The sequence below is a fragment of the Pseudomonas sp. S31 genome, from assembly GCF_016648105.1.
Taxonomy (GTDB): Bacteria; Pseudomonadota; Gammaproteobacteria; order Pseudomonadales; family Pseudomonadaceae; genus Aquipseudomonas.
Genome location: NZ_JACVVE010000030.1, coordinates 39,856 through 56,193 on the forward strand (window position 1 = coordinate 39,856; position 16,338 = coordinate 56,193).

Genomic DNA, 16,338 nt, shown 5'->3' on the forward strand with positions numbered 1-16,338 from the left:
GCTGCAGCCTTGCCCACAACAACAACTACAGGACGCCTTGCATGAGCATTGAAATCAAGACGGCTACCGTCGAGCCGATCCGCCAGACCTTCAGCCATACCCGTCGGCGCTTCGGCGACAAGCCTGCCAGCCGCTACCAGGAGGCCAGCTTCGACATCGAGGCGGCGACCAACTTCCACTACCGCCCGCTGTGGCAGCCCGACAAACTGCTCAACGACCCCACCCGCACCGCCGTGCGCATGGCCGACTGGTACGTGGTCAGCGACCCGCGCCAGTACTACTACGGCGCCTACGTGCAGGCCCGGGCGCGCATGCAGGAAAACGCCGAGCACAGCTTCGGCTTCTGCGAGAAACGCGAGCTGCTGGCCAACCTGCCGGCACCACTGCGCGCCTCGATCGCCCACCTGCTGCTGCCGCTGCGCCACGCCGAGCTCGGCGCCAACATGAACAACAGCGGCATTGCCGCCGACGCCTTCGGCACCAGCGTGACGCAGATGCACATGTTCCACGCCATGGACCGCCTGGCCATCGCCCAGTACCTGTCGCGCATCGGCCTGCTGCTGGAGGACGACGGCCTGGCACTGCTCGCCGAGGCCAAGCAGCGCTGGCTCGATGAGCCGGCTTGGCAGGGCCTGCGCCGCTACGTCGAAGACACCCTGGTGGTGCGCGACTGGTTCGAGCTGACCTTGGCCCAGAACCTGGTCAGCGATGGCTTGTTGTATCCGCTGCTGTTCGAGCGTTTCGACGACCAGCTGGCGATGGCCGGCGCTGCCCCGGTCAGCATGCTCACCGAATTCATGCGCCTGTGGTTCGGTGAAAGCCAGCGCTGGGTCGATGCGCTGGTCAAGACCGTCACCGCGGCCAGCCCGGAAAACCAGCAACTGATCGATGGCTGGGTCGGCCATTGGCGCGGTCGCGCGTTGGCAGCCTTGCGCCCACTGGCCGACCTCGGCCCAGGCCGTGATGCCCTCGATGCCGTGGACACCGCCTTTGGCGCCCGCCTGGCGAAACTCGGCCTGAACGGAGCGTGCGCATGACTTCCCTCGTCTACATCGCCTTCCAGGACAACGACAGCGCCCGCTACATCGTCGAGGCCATCACCCAGGACAACCCCCATGCCGAGGTGCAGCACCAGCCAGCGATGATCCGCGTGCAGGCCGAAGGCCGTCTGGAAATCCACCGCGCCACGGTGGAGGAAAAGCTCGGCCGCGAATGGGACGTGCAGGAAATGCTGATCGACGTGATCACCCTCGGCGGCAACGTCGAGGAAGACGAAGACTGCTTCGCCCTGCACTGGAACTGATCCGTACAACGACAAGAATCCGGAGAACCACCATGGCCGCCAAACGCCTGAACCAGAAAGACAAGTACCGCTGCCTGACCCGTGACCTGGGCTGGGAGCCGAGCTACCAGACCAAGGAGGACATCTACCCCTACGAGCACTTCGAAGGGATCAAGATCACCGACTGGGACAAGTGGGAAGACCCGTTCCGCCTGACCATGGACGCCTACTGGAAGTACCAGGCCGAGAAGGAAAAGAAGCTCTATGCGATCTTCGACGCCTTCGCCCAGAACAACGGCCACCAGAACATCTCCGATGCGCGCTACGTCAATGCCCTGAAGCTGTTCCTGAGCGGCGTCACGCCGCTGGAATACCAGGCCTACCAGGGCTTCGCCCGCGTCGGCCGGCACTTCGGCGGTGCCGGCGCGCGGGTCGCCTGCCAGATGCAGGCGATCGACGAACTGCGTCACGTGCAGACCCAGGTGCACGCGATGAGCCACTACAACAAGCACTTCAACGGCCTGCACGACTTCGCCCACATGCACGACCGGGTGTGGTTCCTCTCGGTGCCCAAGTCGTTCTTCGAGGATGCCCGTACCGCCGGCCCGTTCGAATTCCTCACGGCCATCTCGTTCTCGTTCGAGTACGTGCTGACCAACCTGCTGTTCGTGCCGTTCATGTCTGGCGCCGCCTACAACGGCGACATGGCCACGGTGACCTTCGGTTTCTCGGCGCAGTCCGACGAAGCCCGGCACATGACCCTGGGGCTGGAGGTGATCAAGTTCCTGCTCGAACAGCACGAGGACAACGTGCCGATCGTCCAGCGCTGGATCGACAAATGGTTCTGGCGCGGCTACCGCCTGCTGACCCTGGTCGGGATGATGATGGACTACATGCTGCCGAACAAGGTCATGTCCTGGGCCGAGGCCTGGGAGGTGTACTTCGAGCAGGCCGGTGGCGCGCTGTTCAAGGACCTGGAGCGCTACGGCATCCGCCCACCCAAGTACGTCGAGCAGACCATCATCGGCAAGGAGCACATCACCCACCAGGCCTGGTCGATCTTCTACCAGTACAGCCAGGCCACCAACTTCCACACCTGGATCCCCACCGACGAGGAACTGGACTGGCTGTCGGCCAAGTACCCGGACACCTTCGACCGCTACTACCGGCCGCGCTACGAGCACTGGCGCGAGTTGCAGGCGCGCGGCGAGCGCTTCTACAACCCGACCCTGCCGATGCTGTGCCAGATCTGCCAGATCCCCCTGGCGTTCACCGAGCCGGACAATCCCACCCAACTCAGCCATCGCAGCCTGGTGCATGAAGGCGAGCGTTACCACTTCTGCTCCGACGGCTGCTGCGACATCTTCGCCCACGAGCCGGAGAAGTACGTCCAGGCCTGGCTGCCGGTGCACCAGATTCTCCAAGGCAACTGCGGCGGCGGCGACGTCGAGGCGGTGGTGCGCGACTACTACAACATCGACCCCGGCCAGGACAACTTCGAATACCAGGGCTCGCCCGAGGAGCAACGCTGGCAGGCGCTGCGTAGCGCCGAGCGCAAGGCTGGTTGATCGCCATCCGGGGCGGCGGGTGCCGCCCCGGCCCTACAAGAACAAGAGGACACCGTCATGCCCGTGACCGCCATTGGCACCTACACTGCCCAACCCCTGGATCGCCAGGCCAATTTCCACGGCGCCCAGCTGGTCTACCTGTGCTGGGAAAACCACCTGCTGTTCTGCGCGCCGTTCACCCTGCCGGTCGACCCGGCGCTGCCCTTCGCCGACTTCATCGAGCAGGTGGTCAAGCCGGCCATCGCCCTGCACCCCGATGCCGCCCAGGTGGACTTCGCCGCCGCGCGCTGGCGCCTGGACGAACAATCGTTCACACCCGATCCAGCGCGGGGCCTGGCTGCCAACGGCGTCGTTCACAAAAGCCTGCTGCACCTGCACACCCCCGGCCTCGAAGGCCTGGGTGGCAGCTGCAACTGAGGAGCCGCGCCATGAGCTACCAAGTCACGATCGAACCCACCGGCGAACAGATCGAAGTCGAAGAGGGCCAGACCCTGCTCCAGGCCGCCCTGCGCCAAGGGGTATGGTTGCCCTTCGCCTGCGGCCATGGCACCTGCGCCACCTGCAAGTGCCAGGTGCTCGAAGGCGAGGTGGACATCGGCGCCGCTTCGCCCTTCGCCCTGATGGACATGGAGCGCGAGGAGGGCAAGGTGCTGGCCTGCTGCGCCATCCCCCAGAGCGACCTGGTGATCGAGGCCGACATCGACGTCGACCCGGACTTCGCCGGCCTGCCGGTGCAGGACTATCGCGCAACGGTCACCCAGCTGGTGGAGTTGTCGCCGACCATCCGCGGTGTGCACCTCAAGCTCGACCGGCCCATGGCATTCCAGGCCGGGCAGTACATCAACCTGCAACTGCCAGGCATCGAGGGCACACGGGCGTTTTCCCTGGCCAACCCGCCGGGCCGGGCCGACGAAGTCGAACTGCACGTGCGCCTGGTCGAAGGCGGGCTCGCCACCAGCCACATCCACCAGCAGTTGCAGGTGGGCGATGCGGTGGAGCTGTCCGGGCCCTACGGGCAGTTCTTCGTGCGCAGCACGCAACCGGGCAACCTGATCTTCATCGCCGGCGGTTCGGGGCTGTCCAGCCCGCAATCGATGATTCTCGACCTGCTGGCCCAGGGCGATACCCGGCAGATGACCCTGTTCCAGGGCGCACGCACCCGCGCCGAGCTGTACAACCACGATCTGTTCGTCGCGCTGGCCGCCCAGTTCGCCAACTTCAGCTACGTGCCAGCTTTGAGCCAGGCCGGTGACGACGATGCCTGGCAGGGCTTTCGTGGCTACGTGCACGACGCGGCCAAGGCCCATTTCGATGGCCGCTTCACCGGCCACAAGGCCTACCTGTGCGGCCCGCCACCGATGATCGACGCCGCCATCACCTGCCTGATGCAGGGCCGTCTGTTCGAACGCGACATCTTCATGGAGCGCTTCTACAGCGCCGCCGACGGTGCCGGCGAAGGCCAGCGTTCGGCCCTGTTCAAGCGCATCTGAACCTGATAGCCGGGTACCTCGCCAGGGGCGGGGTGCCCAGGTGCACCCGACCGATAACAACAACAAAGGTTGACCTGTATGAACCCGACCCTTGCGACCCTGCTTCGCCTCGCCGCCGGCCTTGGCCTGTTCGGCGTGGCCAACCTGTCACATGCCACCGAAGGCGGGGGCACTTCCTACCCGCTGGGTGCGGAAAACTACATGAGCGGCGCCATGCCACCACCCGGCTTCTACGGCCAACTGTTCGTCAACCACTACGAGGCAGACAACCTGCGCGGCAACGATGGCCGCAAGCTGCCGGTGGACTTCAGCGTGCGCGCCAACGCCATCGTTCCCCGGCTGATCTGGGTCAGTGACTACACCTTGTTCGGCGCCAGCGTGGGCCTGCACGCGATCGTGCCGCTGGTGGACGTCAAGGTCAGCCTCAATGGCCGGTCGCAGCGCAACAGCGGCCTGGGCGACGTGATCTTCGGCCCGGCACTGGGTTTTCACCACAGCGAGAAGTTCCACAGCATCCTGGCCTTCGACATGATTGCCCCCACCGGCCGCTACGACAAGAACGACCTGGCCAACCCGGGGCGCAACTACTGGGTGTTCGAGCCGGTCTACGCCATGACCTACGTCGACCCCGACGGGCTCAACGCCGATGCCAAGGTGATGTACGACTTCAACCGCCGCAACCCCGACACCGATTACCGCTCCGGCCAGGAATTCCACGTCGACTATGCCCTCGGCTGGGGCTTCGGCAATGGCTGGGTGGCCGGCATCGGCGGCTACTACTACCGCCAGACCACCGACGACCGCCAGGATGGCGAGCGCATAGACGACAACAAGGGGCGCAGTTTCGCCATTGGCCCGTCGATCAAGTACAGCGGCAAGGACGGCTGGTTCGTCACCGCCAAGTGGTCCAAGGAAACCGAAGTGCGCAACCGCGCCCAGGGCGATGCCTATTGGATCAAGTTGACCGTGCCGTTCTGACCCCTGCCTCGCTACCGTGCAAGCGACGGGCTCTATCACTGGCGTTTAGCCGCTATGATTGGGCAGTCCGCAGCGTCACCGGCCAGCGAGGGAGAGCCAACCATGGGCACGTTTTTGAACACGCGGTATTCATTGATGTTGCTGGCGTTCCTGGCGCTGTCCTGGTCGTTCTGGTTCAGCCCCAGCTGGTTGCAGCTGGCGGCTGGCCTGGCGCTGTTCATCTTCGGCATGCAAAGCCTCGAGCAGGGCCTCAAGAGCCTGGCCGGTGGCCGCCTTGAGACCTGGCTGGCGCAGAGCACCGCGACACCGGTCAAGGGCCTGATGTTCGGCTGCGTGGCGACCTTCATCATGCAGTCGAGCACCTTGGTGTCGCTGCTGACCATCGCCTTCCTCAGTACCGGCCTGATCACCCTGGCTGGTAGCATCGCGGTGCTGTTCGGGGTCAACCTGGGCGCCACCAGCGGCATCTGGTTCCTGGCCATGGCCGGGCAGAACCTGAGCATGTCGGCGCTGGCCATGCCGTTGCTGGTGTTCGGCGTGCTGCTGGGCTTCTTGGGTGACAAGGGCAAGGCCATCGGCCGCTTCCTGCTGGGCATCTCGATGATCTTCCTGGGCGGAACCAGAGCAACTGGCGTTCTGGCGTAACTGCCAGCTGGCTGCTTTCCAGCTGGTGGACGCGGTCAAGCACGCCCGGCGGGTGCAGAAGAACCTGCGCCGCTATGTCCTGGAGCCAGACGGATCGGTGGCGCGGCAGAACTACCTGGCGCTGCGCCGGCATGTGCTGGAGTGCCTGCGCGAGATCCGCCAGCTGAGCCTGGCCGATGTCGACCCCGAGCAATGGGCGGTGCGCTTCCAGGCCCTGAACGAGCGCGAGCAGCGTTTCGAGGAGCGGTTCCGCCAGTCGTTGTACGACGGCATTCGCAGCGGGGCGCTGGATGGCATGGTTACCAGCTCGCTGATGAACGACCTGGGTTCGAGCCACAACATCGTCCGTGGCCTGTGTGCCATCCTGCTGTTGCTCGGTGAGGGCCACGAAGCCGAGCGCCAGCGCCAGGCCCTGCTGGGCCCCGAGCCGCTGTTGGCGGAATTGGCCTGAAGCGCGTTCAGGGCTTGCCGGGGATCCCGTACTTGCGCAAACGTTGCGCAATCGCGGTATGCGATGTCTGCAGGCGGCCCGCCAATAGCCGGGTCGAGGGGTAGCTGGCGTACAGGCGTTGCAGCAGCTCCCGCTCGAAGTCGCCGACCGCTTGCTCCAGGCTGGCTACTTCGCCGTCTTGGCCACGGGCCACCGAGGTGCCGGCGATGTCCAGGTCGCCGATGTCCACCAGCGTGCCCTCGCAGATCGCTGCCGCGCGGAAGATCACGTTCTGCAACTGGCGCACGTTGCCCGGCCAGGGGTTGGCGAGCAATGCCGAATGGGTGGCCGGGGCCAGCCGGCAGGGCGGACGCTGGATTTGCGTGCAGGCCTGCTGCATGAAGAAGTGCGCCAGCATCAGGATGTCCTGGCCTCGGTCGCGCAGCGGAGGTACCTGCAGGTTGAGCACGTTCAGGCGATAGAACAGGTCTTCGCGGAAGGTGCCGTCGGCCACCATGCGCTCCAGGTCGCGGTGGGTGGCGCTGATGATCCGCACATCGACCTTGACCTCGCGATCGCCGCCCACCCGGCGGAAACTGCCATCGTTGAGAAAGCGCAGGAGCTTGGCCTGCAGGTAGGGCGACATCTCGCCGATCTCGTCGAGGAACACCGTGCCCTGGTTGGCCAGCTCCATCAGCCCCGGCTTGCCGCCGCGCTGGGCGCCGGTGAAGGCGCCAGGGGCATAGCCGAACAGCTCGCTCTCGGCCAGGCTCTCGGGCAGGGCTGCGCAGTTCAATGCCAGGAACGGTGCGGCGTGGCGGCTGCTCAAGGCATGGCAGGCGCGGGCCACCAGCTCCTTGCCGGTGCCGGTCTCGCCATGTACCAGCAGTGGTGCGTCCAGCGCCGCCACACGCAGCGCCCGGGCCTTGAGGGTGCGGATCGCCGGCGATTCGCCGAGCAAGGCATCGAAGCCCTCGGCATGGTCGTGATGCAGGGCCGACAGACGTTCGCCCATGCGCGTAGGCGGGTACAGCGTCAGCAGGCCGCCGGCGTTGGTGATAGGGGTGGCGTCGAGCAGCAGGCTCTGGCCGTTGAGCTGCATTTCGCGCATCGGCAGGTGGAAATTGTTGTCCAGCAGGGCTTGCAGCAACGCCGGGTCGTCGAACAGCTCGCTCACCGAGCGGCCCGCCGATTCGCGCCCGCACAAGGCGATCAGCGCTGGGTTGGCCAGCAGTACCTTGCCGGCGCTGTCCACCGCCAGCACCGGGTCGCTCATGGCCGCGAGCAGGGCATCGAGTTGCAGGTGGCGGCGCTGGCCGGGGAGGATATCGACCACCTCCACCGACTGCACGCCCTGCACGTCGAACAGGGCGTCATGCAACTCCTCGAGCACGGCAGGGCTCAGGGTCGGGGCATCGATGTAGACGTTCGGCGGTACCATTTCCACCGCGTCCAGGTTGAGATTGCGGGCACCGAGCAGGGCCAGGACTTCCTGGGTGATGCCGACGCGGTCGATGAAGCTGACGTGGATGCGCATGCTGGGGCGGGTTGGTGGCTTGGGGAGGGCGCTAGTATGCCCCTAGTCGGGGCCCGCGCCCAAGGCTGGCAGCGCTGCACAACGCTTGGGGCTGCTGCGCAGCCCTTCGCGGCACGAGGCCGCTCCTACAGGGGAGCGGCCGTTACGCATGAGGTTAGGCGTTACCCAGGTGTTCGGGTTTGACCGGATCGCCGGACTTCACGTCCAGCTTCTGGCGGATGTCTTCGAACATCGCGTCGTAGAGTTTGTGGGGCGAACCCAGGGTTTCGAATTTCTGGTGCGGGGGGAGATAGGACTGAGCAATGCGCGAGGCTTTCATCAGGAAACTGGGTAGTACCTGGTCCTTGGACAGGAAGAATTTCTCGTCGACCGTCTTGCCTTCGATGATGCCATGCAGGCGAAACTGGATCCCGCGGCCTTCCTTTTCGTCGGTCGTCGCCTCGTAGTCGATCTTGAGGTCATAGCTGTGGTCGTTCTGGTTCAGCGCGGTGCGCTCGATGTGTACGTGACCGGGTTCGTACTTGGCCATGGCGGTCCTCCGGAGGTGAAGATGGCGGGCGGACAGCGCCCGCCTGATGCATCAACGGTAGCTGATTCCGGACGCGCTGACGGACACTCGGGTACCGGCGGTCCCCTTGACGATCTCCTCGATGTTTTCCAGCGAGCTGATCACGGCCACCTTGCCGGTGTTGCGGGCGAAGTTGCTGGCGGCCTGTACCTTCGGCCCCATGGAGCCTGCGGCGAAGCCCAGGCGTTCGAGTTCGTCGGGATGGGCTTCGGCGATGCCCTTCTGCGACGGTTTGCCCCAGTCGATGTAGGCGGCGTCGACGTCGGTGGCGATCACCAGCAAGTCCGCCTCGAGCTGTTCGGCCAGCAGGGCCGAGGCCAGGTCCTTGTCGATCACCGCCTCGATGCCCTTGAGCTTGCGGTTGTCATCGTACATGGTGGGGATGCCGCCACCACCAGCGCAGATCACCACGCTCTGCTTTTCCAGCAGCCACTGGACCGGGCGGATTTCGAAGATGCGCTTGGGTTTCGGGCTGGCCACCACGCGGCGGTATTTGTCGCCGTCGGGCTTGACCACCCAACCCTTTTCCTTGGCCAGGCGTTCGGCTTCTTCCTTGCTGTACACCGGGCCGATGAACTTGCTCGGGTCCTTGAAGGCAGGGTCGTTGGCGTCTACCTCGACCTGGGTGAGCAAGGTGGCCAGGGGCACCTCGAAGGGCAGCAGGTTGCCCAGCTCCTGCTGGATCATGTAGCCGATCATGCCTTCTGTCTCGGCGCCCAGCACATCCAGCGGGTAGGCCTCGTCGGGCTTGTAGGCCATGCCCTGGAGCGACAGCAGGCCGACCTGGGGGCCGTTGCCGTGGGCGATGACCAGCTCGTTGCCGGGGTGGATCTTGGCGATCTGTTCAGTGGCGGTACGGATGTTGATTCGCTGGTTCTCAGCGGTCATGGGCTCGCCGCGACGCAGCAGGGCGTTGCCGCCCAAAGCTACAACGATACGCATGGGGAATGTCCTTTTAGCAAGTAAAGAGGGTTTCGAAGCCATACCTCACCCCTGTAGGAGCGGGTTCACCCGCGAATGCGTGAGCCCAAGCAACGCAGCTGGTGCTACCGACGCTTTCGCGGGTGAACCCGCTCCTACAGGGCTGCGTGTCGCCAGCCGTCAGAGATCGGCCAGGGTCGACACCAGGATCGCCTTGATCGTGTGCATGCGATTCTCCGCCTGCTCGAAGGCGATGCACGCTGGCGACTCGAACACGTCGTCGGTCACTTCGATGCCGTTGGCCAGGTCCGGATACTGTTCGGCGATCTGCTTGCCGACCTTGGTCTCGGAGTTGTGGAACGCTGGCAGGCAGTGCATGAACTTGGTGCGCGGGTTGCCCGAGGCCTTCATCAGCTCCTTGTTCACCTGATAGGGCTTGAGCAGCTTGATGCGCTCGCCCCAGGCTTCGATTGGCTCACCCATCGACACCCAGACGTCGGTGTGGATGAAGTCGACGCCCTTGACCGCAGCCTTGGCGTCCTCGGTGAGCGTGATGCGCGCGCCGCTCTCTTCTGCGTATTTCTTGCAGCGTTCGACCAGGTCGTCATGGGGCCACAGGGCTTTTGGCGCGGCGATACGCACGTCCATGCCGAGCTTGGCGCCGATCAGCAGCAGCGAGTTGCCCATGTTGTTGCGGGCGTCACCCAGGTACACGTAGCTGATGTCGTGCAGCGGCTTGTCGCTGTGCTCGCGCATGGTCAGCACGTCGGCGATCATCTGGGTCGGGTGATATTCGTCGGTGAGGCCGTTGAACACGGGAACGCCAGCGAACTTGGCCAGTTCCTCGACGATTTCCTGCTTGAAACCGCGATACTCGATGGCGTCGTACATGCGCCCGAGCACGCGGGCGGTGTCCTTCATGCTTTCCTTGTGGCCGATCTGCGAAGAGTTGGGGTCGATGTAGGTGACGTTGGCGCCCTGGTCATAGGCGGCGACCTCGAAGGCGCAGCGGGTGCGGGTGGAGGTCTTCTCGAAGATCAGGGCGATGTTGTTGCCCTTCAGGTGCTGCTGCTCGGTGCCGGTGTACTTGGCGCGCTTGAGGTCGCGGGAGAGGTCCAGCAGGTACTTCAGCTCGCGAGTGGTGTGATGTTCGAGACTGAGCAGGTTGCGATTGCGGATGTTGAACGCCATGACGGTATCTCCTTAGGCTTTCAATGAATGTGGGGCGGGGCCCGGCGGGCGCCTGCTGGCGCCGCCGGGTTTGGGCGAACTAGTAGTCGACCGGATCGCGCACGATCGGGCAGGTCATGCAGTGGCCGCCGCCACGGCCGCGGCCCAGCTCGCCGGCGCTGATGGTGATGACTTCGATGCCGGCCTTGCGCAGCAGGGTGTTGGTGTAGGTGTTGCGGTCGTAGCCGACCACCACGCCCGGCTCGATGGCCACCACGTTGTTGCCGTCGTCCCACTGCTCACGCTCGGCGGCGAAGCTGTTGCCGCCGGTCTCGACCACCCGCAGCTTGACCCCAAGCTGCTCGCCGACCACCTCGATGAACGACTTGTTGATGCGGCGCACGTCCATGCCGTAGGGCTTGCCCTCGTCCGGACGGATGATGAACGGCACGATTTCCTTGACCACTTCCGGGAACACCGTGACCACGTCGCGATCGCAGAAGCTGAACACGGTGTCCAGGTGCATGGCCGCGCGGGATTTCGGCAAGCCGGCGACGATCACTTCGGTAACTGCGCCCTTGGCGAACAGGTTCTGCGCCAGTTGGCCGATGGCTTGGCGCGAGGTGCGCTCACCCATGCCGATGAGCACGATGCCCTTGCCGATCGGCATCACGTCACCGCCTTCGAGGGTGGCGCTGCCATGGTCTTTGTCCGGGTCGCCGTACCAGACCTGGAAGTCGGCACCGGTGAACTGCGGGTGGAACTTGTAGATGGCGGTGGTCAGCAGGGTTTCCTGGCGTCGCGCCGGCCAGTACATCGGGTTGAGCGTCACCCCGCCGTAGATCCAGCAGGTGGTGTCACGGGTGAACTGGGTGTTGGGCAGCGGCGGCAGGATGAAGCTGGAGTGGCCGAGGTAATCGTTGTACATCTTGACCACGTCGGCGCCTTCGCTCGCCGGCAGGTCCTGGCCGGCGACGCCGCCGATCAGGAACTCGGCCAGGTGACGGGCCTCCAGGCCTTCGAGCCAGCTGCGCACTTCGTTGGTCAGGCCGACGCCAACGGTGTCAGGGGTGATCTTGCGGTCGAGGATCCATTTCAGGGCCTCTTTGTTCTGCACGATGTCGGTCAGCAGGTTGTGCATCTCCAGCACCTCGACGCCGCGCTCGCGCATCTTGGTGACGAAGTCGAAGTGGTCCCGCTTGGCCTGGTCGACCCAGATCACGTCATCGAACAACAGTTCGTCGCAGTTGCTGGGGGTCAGGCGCTTGTGCGCCAGGCCCGGAGCACAAACCATCACTTTATGCAGCTTGCCGGCCTCGGAGTGGACACCGTACTTCTGTTTTTCAGTGGACATGGTTCAAATCCTCCAATAAGGCGAAGACCAGGAAATCAAAGGGTCAGGAATCCGTCGTACAGGCCATAGGCGGCCACGAGGGCACCCACGACCACGGCGGCGAAGACCAGTTTTTCGATGTTGGTGAAAATCGGTTGGCCGACTTCGCGCTTGGCCTTGGCGAACAGGATCGCGCCAGGGGCATACAGCAGCGCGGAAAGCAGCAGATACTTCACGCCGCCGGCATACAGCAGCCAGATGGCGTACACGAGCGCGATACCGCCAATCAACAGGTCCTTGCTGCGTTCGGCTGCGGCTTGTTCATAGGTCTCGCCACGCAAGGCCAGCAGGAAACCGTAGGCTGCCGACCACAGGTAGGGCACCAGGATCATCGAGGTGGCGAGGTAGATCAGCGACAGGTAGGTACTGCTGGAGAACAGGGTGATGACGAGGAAGATCTGCACCATGGCGTTGGTCAGCCACAGTGCGTTGGCCGGCACCTGCTTGCTGTTTTCGCGGCGCAGGAACTCCGGCATGGTGTGGTCTTTCGCGGCGGCGAACATGATCTCGGCGCACAGCAGCACCCATGACAGCAGGGCGCCGAGCAGCGAGATAACCAGGCCGACACTGATCAGCACCGCGCCCCAGTGGCCTACCACGTGTTCGAGCACGGCGGCCATCGACGGGTTCTGCAGCTTGGCCAGTTCCGGTTGGGTCATCACCCCCAACGACAGCACGTTGACCAGCACCAGGAACAGCAGCACGGTGATGAAGCCGATGACCGTGGCCTTACCGACGTCCGAGCGTTTTTCCGCCCGCGACGAGAAGATGCTCGCCCCCTCGATGCCGATGAACACCCACACGGTGACCAGCATCATGTTGCGCACCTGGTTCATCACGCTGCCCAGCTCAGGTGCACCCGCGCCCCAGATATCGGCTGTGAAGATGTCCAGCTTGAAGGCGAACAGGCAGATCAGCACGAAGATCAGCAGCGGCACGACCTTGGCCACGGTGGTGACCAGGTTGATGAACGCCGCTTCCTTGATGCCGCGCAGCACCAGGAAATGCACGGCCCAGAGCAGGATCGACGCACCGATGATGGCCGCGGGGGTATTGCCTTCGCCGAAGATCGGGAAGAAGTAGCCGAGGGTACTGAACAGCAGCACGAAGTAGCCGACGTTGCCCAGCCAGGCGCTGATCCAGTAGCCCCAGGCCGAGGAAAAGCCCATGTAGTCGCCGAAGCCGGCCTTGGCGTACGCGTACACCCCGCCGTCGAGGTCAGGCTTGCGGTTGGCCAGGGTCTGGAACACGAAGGCCAGGGTCAGCATGCCGACGGCGGTGATCGCCCAGCCAATCAGCACGGCCCCCACCTCTGCGCTGGCGGCCATGTTTTGTGGCAACGAGAAAATCCCGCCGCCAATCATCGAGCCAACGACAAGTGCAACTAATGCGCCGAGTTTTAGTTTTCCGGAAGAATCAGACATTTAACAACTCCTACCAGGAGAAAGTTGACGACAGAATAAATCCGACGCCTGAGTCACAAACTGACATAAATCAGTGTGTGATCACGTGAAGTGGGAGATTTCCTTCACGCGGCTCCTGGAGCGTGCCGACAGCTTGGCTACAGGCCTTGAAAACTGGCACCTCCATGTCTTTCTAGAGCAATCGCTCTGTGCAGCCTGCGAACTCTCAAGCTAGCCGCTTTTGCAGGTTTCGCAAATTTTTCACATGGATTTCGCGTTTTAGCAGATTCCCCTATAGTGCTTGTGGTGTTCGTATTTGTCATAAGCGGTGCTATAGACAAAGCAGTTATGAGTGCTATAGCTTTAATCGTCGAAGTTATATAAGCCCGGTACATATATGAGGCCGCTGGCTGTTGCAAATGAATGACAGCGTGCAAGTTAACAGCGTGCAAGTTAAGGAGCGTCATGAGCGAACCGGGACAGAAGCTACGCCTTGGCGCACTGATCGCACTGGTGGTTGGTTCGATGATCGGTGGCGGGATCTTCTCTCTGCCGCAGAACATGGCGGCACGCGCCGATGTCGGTGCGGTATTGATCGGTTGGGGCATCACTGCGGTCGGCATGCTGGCGCTGGCCTTCGTGTTCCAGACCTTGGCCAACCGCAAGCCGGAACTCGACTCAGGGGTCTACGCCTACGCCAAGGCGGGGTTCGGCGACTACATGGGCTTTTCTTCGGCCTGGGGCTACTGGATCAGTGCCTGGCTGGGCAACGTCGGCTACTTCGTGCTGCTGTTCAGTACCTTGGGTTTCTACTACCCGATCTTCGGCGAGGGCAACACGCCAATCGCCATCGGCTGCGCCTCGCTGCTGCTGTGGACCGTGCACTTCGTGGTACTGCGTGGCATCAAGGAGGCGGCGTTCATCAACCAGGTCACCACCGTGGCCAAGGTGGTGCCGCTGCTGATCTTCGTGGTGATCGCCGCGTTCGCCTTCAAGGCCGATATCTTCACCCGCGATATCTGGGGCTTGAGCAATCCACAATTCGGCAACGTGCTCGAGCAGGTGCGCAACATGATGCTGGTGACGGTATTCGTGTTCATCGGCATCGAGGGCGCCAGTGTCTACTCTGGCCGCGCGCAGAACCGTTCGGACGTGGGCAAGGCCACGGTGATCGGCTTCCTCGGTGTGCTGGCCTTGCTGGTGCTGGTCAACGTGCTGTCGCTGGGGGTGATGACCCAGCCGGAACTGGCCGGGTTGCAGAACCCGTCGCTGGCCGCCGTGCTGGAGTACATCGTCGGGCCTTGGGGTGGGCTGCTGATCAGCGTCGGGTTGGCGGTCTCGTTGCTCGGGGCCTTGCTCTCGTGGGCGCTACTGTGTGCCGAGATCCTCTACGCCACCGCACGAGACAAGACCATGCCGCGCTTCCTGGCCAAGGAAAACGCCAATCACGTGCCGGCCAATGCCCTGTGGCTGACCAACTGCATGATTCAGGGTTTCCTGCTGATCACGCTGGTCTCGGCGGGTACCTACACCAGCCTGATCTACCTGGCCTCGTCGATGATCCTGGTGCCCTACCTGTGGTCGGCGGCCTATGCGGTGCTGCTGGCGGCGCGCGGCGAGACCTACGCGGGGCAGCCGAAACGGCGGCACAAGGACCTGTTGGTAGGGCTGCTGGCGTTGCTGTACGCGGTGTGGCTGCTGTACGCCGGCGGTTTGAAATACCTGCTGCTGTCGGCGTTGCTGTATGCGCCTGGGGTGATCCTGTTCGCCCGGGCCAAGCGCGAGCAAGGCCAGGCGCTGTTCACACCCTGGGAAAAACTCATTTTCATCGCCGTGCTGCTGGGCGCCGCGTTTGCCGCCTACTCCCTGTATTCAGGGCTGTTGAGCCTCTGACGCCGGCACGCTGGCCTGCTCGGGACGGGACCAGATCCACAGGTTGCCGAGGGTCATGCCGCCAATGGCCAGGAAGACCGGCCAGCGGTGCTCGAGAAACACCAGCATCAATCCTGCGCACACCAGCATGCTCAGCGTGGCGCTGACCTTTGCCCGGCGCTGGATGATCTTGCCGTTGCGCCAGTTGTACAGGATCGGCCCGAATAGACGGTGGCGCTCCAGCCAGGCCGACAAGCGCGGCGAGCTGCGCGTCGCGGCCCAGGCGGCCAGGAGAATGAACTCGGTGGTCGGCAGGCCGGGGATGACGATGGCGACCAGGCCGATGCCCAGGCTCACGTAAGCCAGGATGCCATACAGCAGGCGCGACAGTTTGGAGCGGGCAGGTCGGGTCATGTTCTCACTGCGAAAAACGGTCCGGCCACCGGAAGGGTGGCCGGGTGGTGCGTGTCAGGCCGGTGCGGCGTCCACAGCGTAAGCGTGCTTGAGCAGCTCGGTGAAGCGCTCGAAGGCGGCCACTGCGGCACGCTCGGCGGCGGCGTCCTCTTCGGGCGACAGTGCCAGGCCGTCGAGAATCCGGGTGAACTGCTTCCAGCCCTCGGCACGGCCACCGGCCGGTTCGCCCAGGTGCCGGGCGCCGAAGCTGTCGGACAACTGCAAGGCCACCGCGCGCTTGATCAGAAACGCAGCGCCCAGTTTGGAGCCTTCGGAGACGAAGATCCAGCCCATGGCTTCACCCAGGCTGGGGTTGCGCAGTGCGCCGGGCACGGCGGCGGGCACCTCGGTGCCGAGGTCGGCGAGGTCCAGGCGGGCCTGTTCGGCGCGGCAGCGCTGGGCCAGGTCGGGGACGATGGCGATCAGTTGCGGGTCGTTGTACAGGGACTGCAGCTCGGCCTGGAACAGGTATTGGGCGACGACGAAGCGGGCGAAGCTTTCGCGGCTGTCGAACGGCGCGTGGGATTTGACCAGCGCATCGAGTTCGGCGTGGGGGGCGTGGGTGACCTGGTTCAGGCGTTGCGAGCGCGGGGCTGGGCGATCGGTCATGGGGGTGTCCTTGGAAAAT

The 16,338-nt window shown here is 64.1% G+C and carries 16 protein-coding genes and 1 pseudogene; 9 read left to right on the top strand and 8 right to left on the bottom strand.

Annotation, left to right across the window (positions count from 1 at the left end; genetic code table 11):
• Nucleotides 1-41 precede the first annotated feature (41 nt).
• From IAE37_RS20515 to IAE37_RS29290, 8 genes and pseudogenes are all read left to right on the top strand, one after another.
• On the top strand, nucleotides 42-1,037 hold the full coding sequence (locus tag IAE37_RS20515) for an aromatic/alkene monooxygenase hydroxylase subunit beta (RefSeq protein WP_201176426.1): 996 nt from the start codon (nucleotides 42-44) through the stop codon (nucleotides 1,035-1,037).
• A complete protein-coding gene (locus tag IAE37_RS20520) occupies nucleotides 1,034-1,303 on the top strand; it encodes an MmoB/DmpM family protein (protein ID WP_201176427.1) in 270 nt (89 codons plus the stop codon). The genes IAE37_RS20515 and IAE37_RS20520 overlap by 4 nt, the downstream gene beginning before the upstream one ends.
• A 32-nt stretch (nucleotides 1,304-1,335) precedes the next feature.
• On the top strand, nucleotides 1,336-2,850 hold the full coding sequence (locus IAE37_RS20525) for an aromatic/alkene/methane monooxygenase hydroxylase/oxygenase subunit alpha (protein ID WP_201176429.1): 1,515 nt from the start codon (nucleotides 1,336-1,338) through the stop codon (nucleotides 2,848-2,850).
• 57 nt (nucleotides 2,851-2,907) lie between these two features.
• Nucleotides 2,908-3,267, top strand: a complete 360-nt coding sequence (locus IAE37_RS20530; RefSeq protein WP_201176430.1) for a phenol hydroxylase subunit P4 — start codon at nucleotides 2,908-2,910, stop codon at nucleotides 3,265-3,267.
• Nucleotides 3,268-3,278: 11 nt separating this feature from the next.
• Entirely contained in the window at nucleotides 3,279-4,340 is a 1,062-nt protein-coding gene (locus IAE37_RS20535; RefSeq protein ID WP_201176432.1) for an NADH:ubiquinone reductase (Na(+)-transporting) subunit F, read from the top strand.
• Between the two features lie 78 nt (nucleotides 4,341-4,418).
• The gene (locus tag IAE37_RS20540; RefSeq protein WP_201176433.1) at nucleotides 4,419-5,318 is read left to right on the top strand and encodes a SphA family protein; all 900 of its coding nucleotides are present in this window, start codon (nucleotides 4,419-4,421) and stop codon (nucleotides 5,316-5,318) included.
• 102 nt (nucleotides 5,319-5,420) lie between these two features.
• Nucleotides 5,421-5,933, top strand: a pseudogene (locus tag IAE37_RS29285) (Na/Pi symporter); the annotation flags it as partial.
• Between the two features lie 55 nt (nucleotides 5,934-5,988).
• Nucleotides 5,989-6,414: a hypothetical protein gene (locus IAE37_RS29290; protein WP_442967843.1), complete on the top strand. Its 426-nt coding sequence runs from the start codon at nucleotides 5,989-5,991 to the stop codon at nucleotides 6,412-6,414.
• 7 nt (nucleotides 6,415-6,421) lie between these two features.
• Here the strand turns inward: IAE37_RS29290 and IAE37_RS20550 are convergent, their stop codons facing one another.
• From IAE37_RS20550 to arcD (IAE37_RS20575), 6 genes are all read right to left on the bottom strand, one after another.
• Nucleotides 6,422-7,930 carry a sigma-54-dependent transcriptional regulator gene (locus tag IAE37_RS20550; protein ID WP_201176435.1) on the bottom strand — a complete coding sequence of 503 codons (1,509 nt, stop codon included), beginning with the start codon at nucleotides 7,928-7,930 and terminating at the stop codon, nucleotides 6,422-6,424.
• A gap of 154 nt (nucleotides 7,931-8,084) precedes the next feature.
• Nucleotides 8,085-8,459 carry a DUF5064 family protein gene (locus tag IAE37_RS20555; protein ID WP_201176437.1) on the bottom strand — a complete coding sequence of 125 codons (375 nt, stop codon included), beginning with the start codon at nucleotides 8,457-8,459 and terminating at the stop codon, nucleotides 8,085-8,087.
• 51 nt (nucleotides 8,460-8,510) lie between these two features.
• Complete coding sequence (gene arcC, locus IAE37_RS20560) at nucleotides 8,511-9,440, bottom strand: carbamate kinase (protein ID WP_201176438.1); 930 nt, start codon at nucleotides 9,438-9,440, stop codon at nucleotides 8,511-8,513.
• Between the two features lie 159 nt (nucleotides 9,441-9,599).
• Nucleotides 9,600-10,610 carry an ornithine carbamoyltransferase gene (locus IAE37_RS20565; protein WP_201176440.1) on the bottom strand — a complete coding sequence of 337 codons (1,011 nt, stop codon included), beginning with the start codon at nucleotides 10,608-10,610 and terminating at the stop codon, nucleotides 9,600-9,602.
• A gap of 79 nt (nucleotides 10,611-10,689) precedes the next feature.
• Nucleotides 10,690-11,943 carry an arginine deiminase gene (gene arcA / locus IAE37_RS20570; RefSeq protein ID WP_201176442.1) on the bottom strand — a complete coding sequence of 418 codons (1,254 nt, stop codon included), beginning with the start codon at nucleotides 11,941-11,943 and terminating at the stop codon, nucleotides 10,690-10,692.
• A gap of 35 nt (nucleotides 11,944-11,978) precedes the next feature.
• Nucleotides 11,979-13,406 (bottom strand): arginine-ornithine antiporter, encoded by a 1,428-nt coding sequence (arcD, locus tag IAE37_RS20575; protein ID WP_201176443.1) that lies wholly within the window; start codon nucleotides 13,404-13,406, stop codon nucleotides 11,979-11,981.
• A 444-nt stretch (nucleotides 13,407-13,850) separates the two neighbouring features.
• Here arcD (IAE37_RS20575) and arcD (IAE37_RS20580) point away from each other — a divergent pair, with 444 nt between their 5' ends.
• Nucleotides 13,851-15,278, top strand: a complete 1,428-nt coding sequence (arcD, locus tag IAE37_RS20580) for an arginine-ornithine antiporter (RefSeq protein WP_201176444.1) — start codon at nucleotides 13,851-13,853, stop codon at nucleotides 15,276-15,278.
• On the opposite strand, the gene IAE37_RS20585 is transcribed toward arcD (IAE37_RS20580), so the two are convergent.
• Nucleotides 15,258-15,671, bottom strand: coding sequence for a YbaN family protein (locus IAE37_RS20585; protein ID WP_201176445.1), 414 nt, complete (start codon nucleotides 15,669-15,671; stop codon nucleotides 15,258-15,260). The two genes, arcD (IAE37_RS20580) and IAE37_RS20585, sit on opposite strands and share 21 nt — an antisense overlap.
• A gap of 54 nt (nucleotides 15,672-15,725) precedes the next feature.
• Entirely contained in the window at nucleotides 15,726-16,319 is a 594-nt protein-coding gene (locus IAE37_RS20590) for a biliverdin-producing heme oxygenase (protein WP_201176446.1), read from the bottom strand.
• Nucleotides 16,320-16,338: the final 19 nt, after the last annotated feature.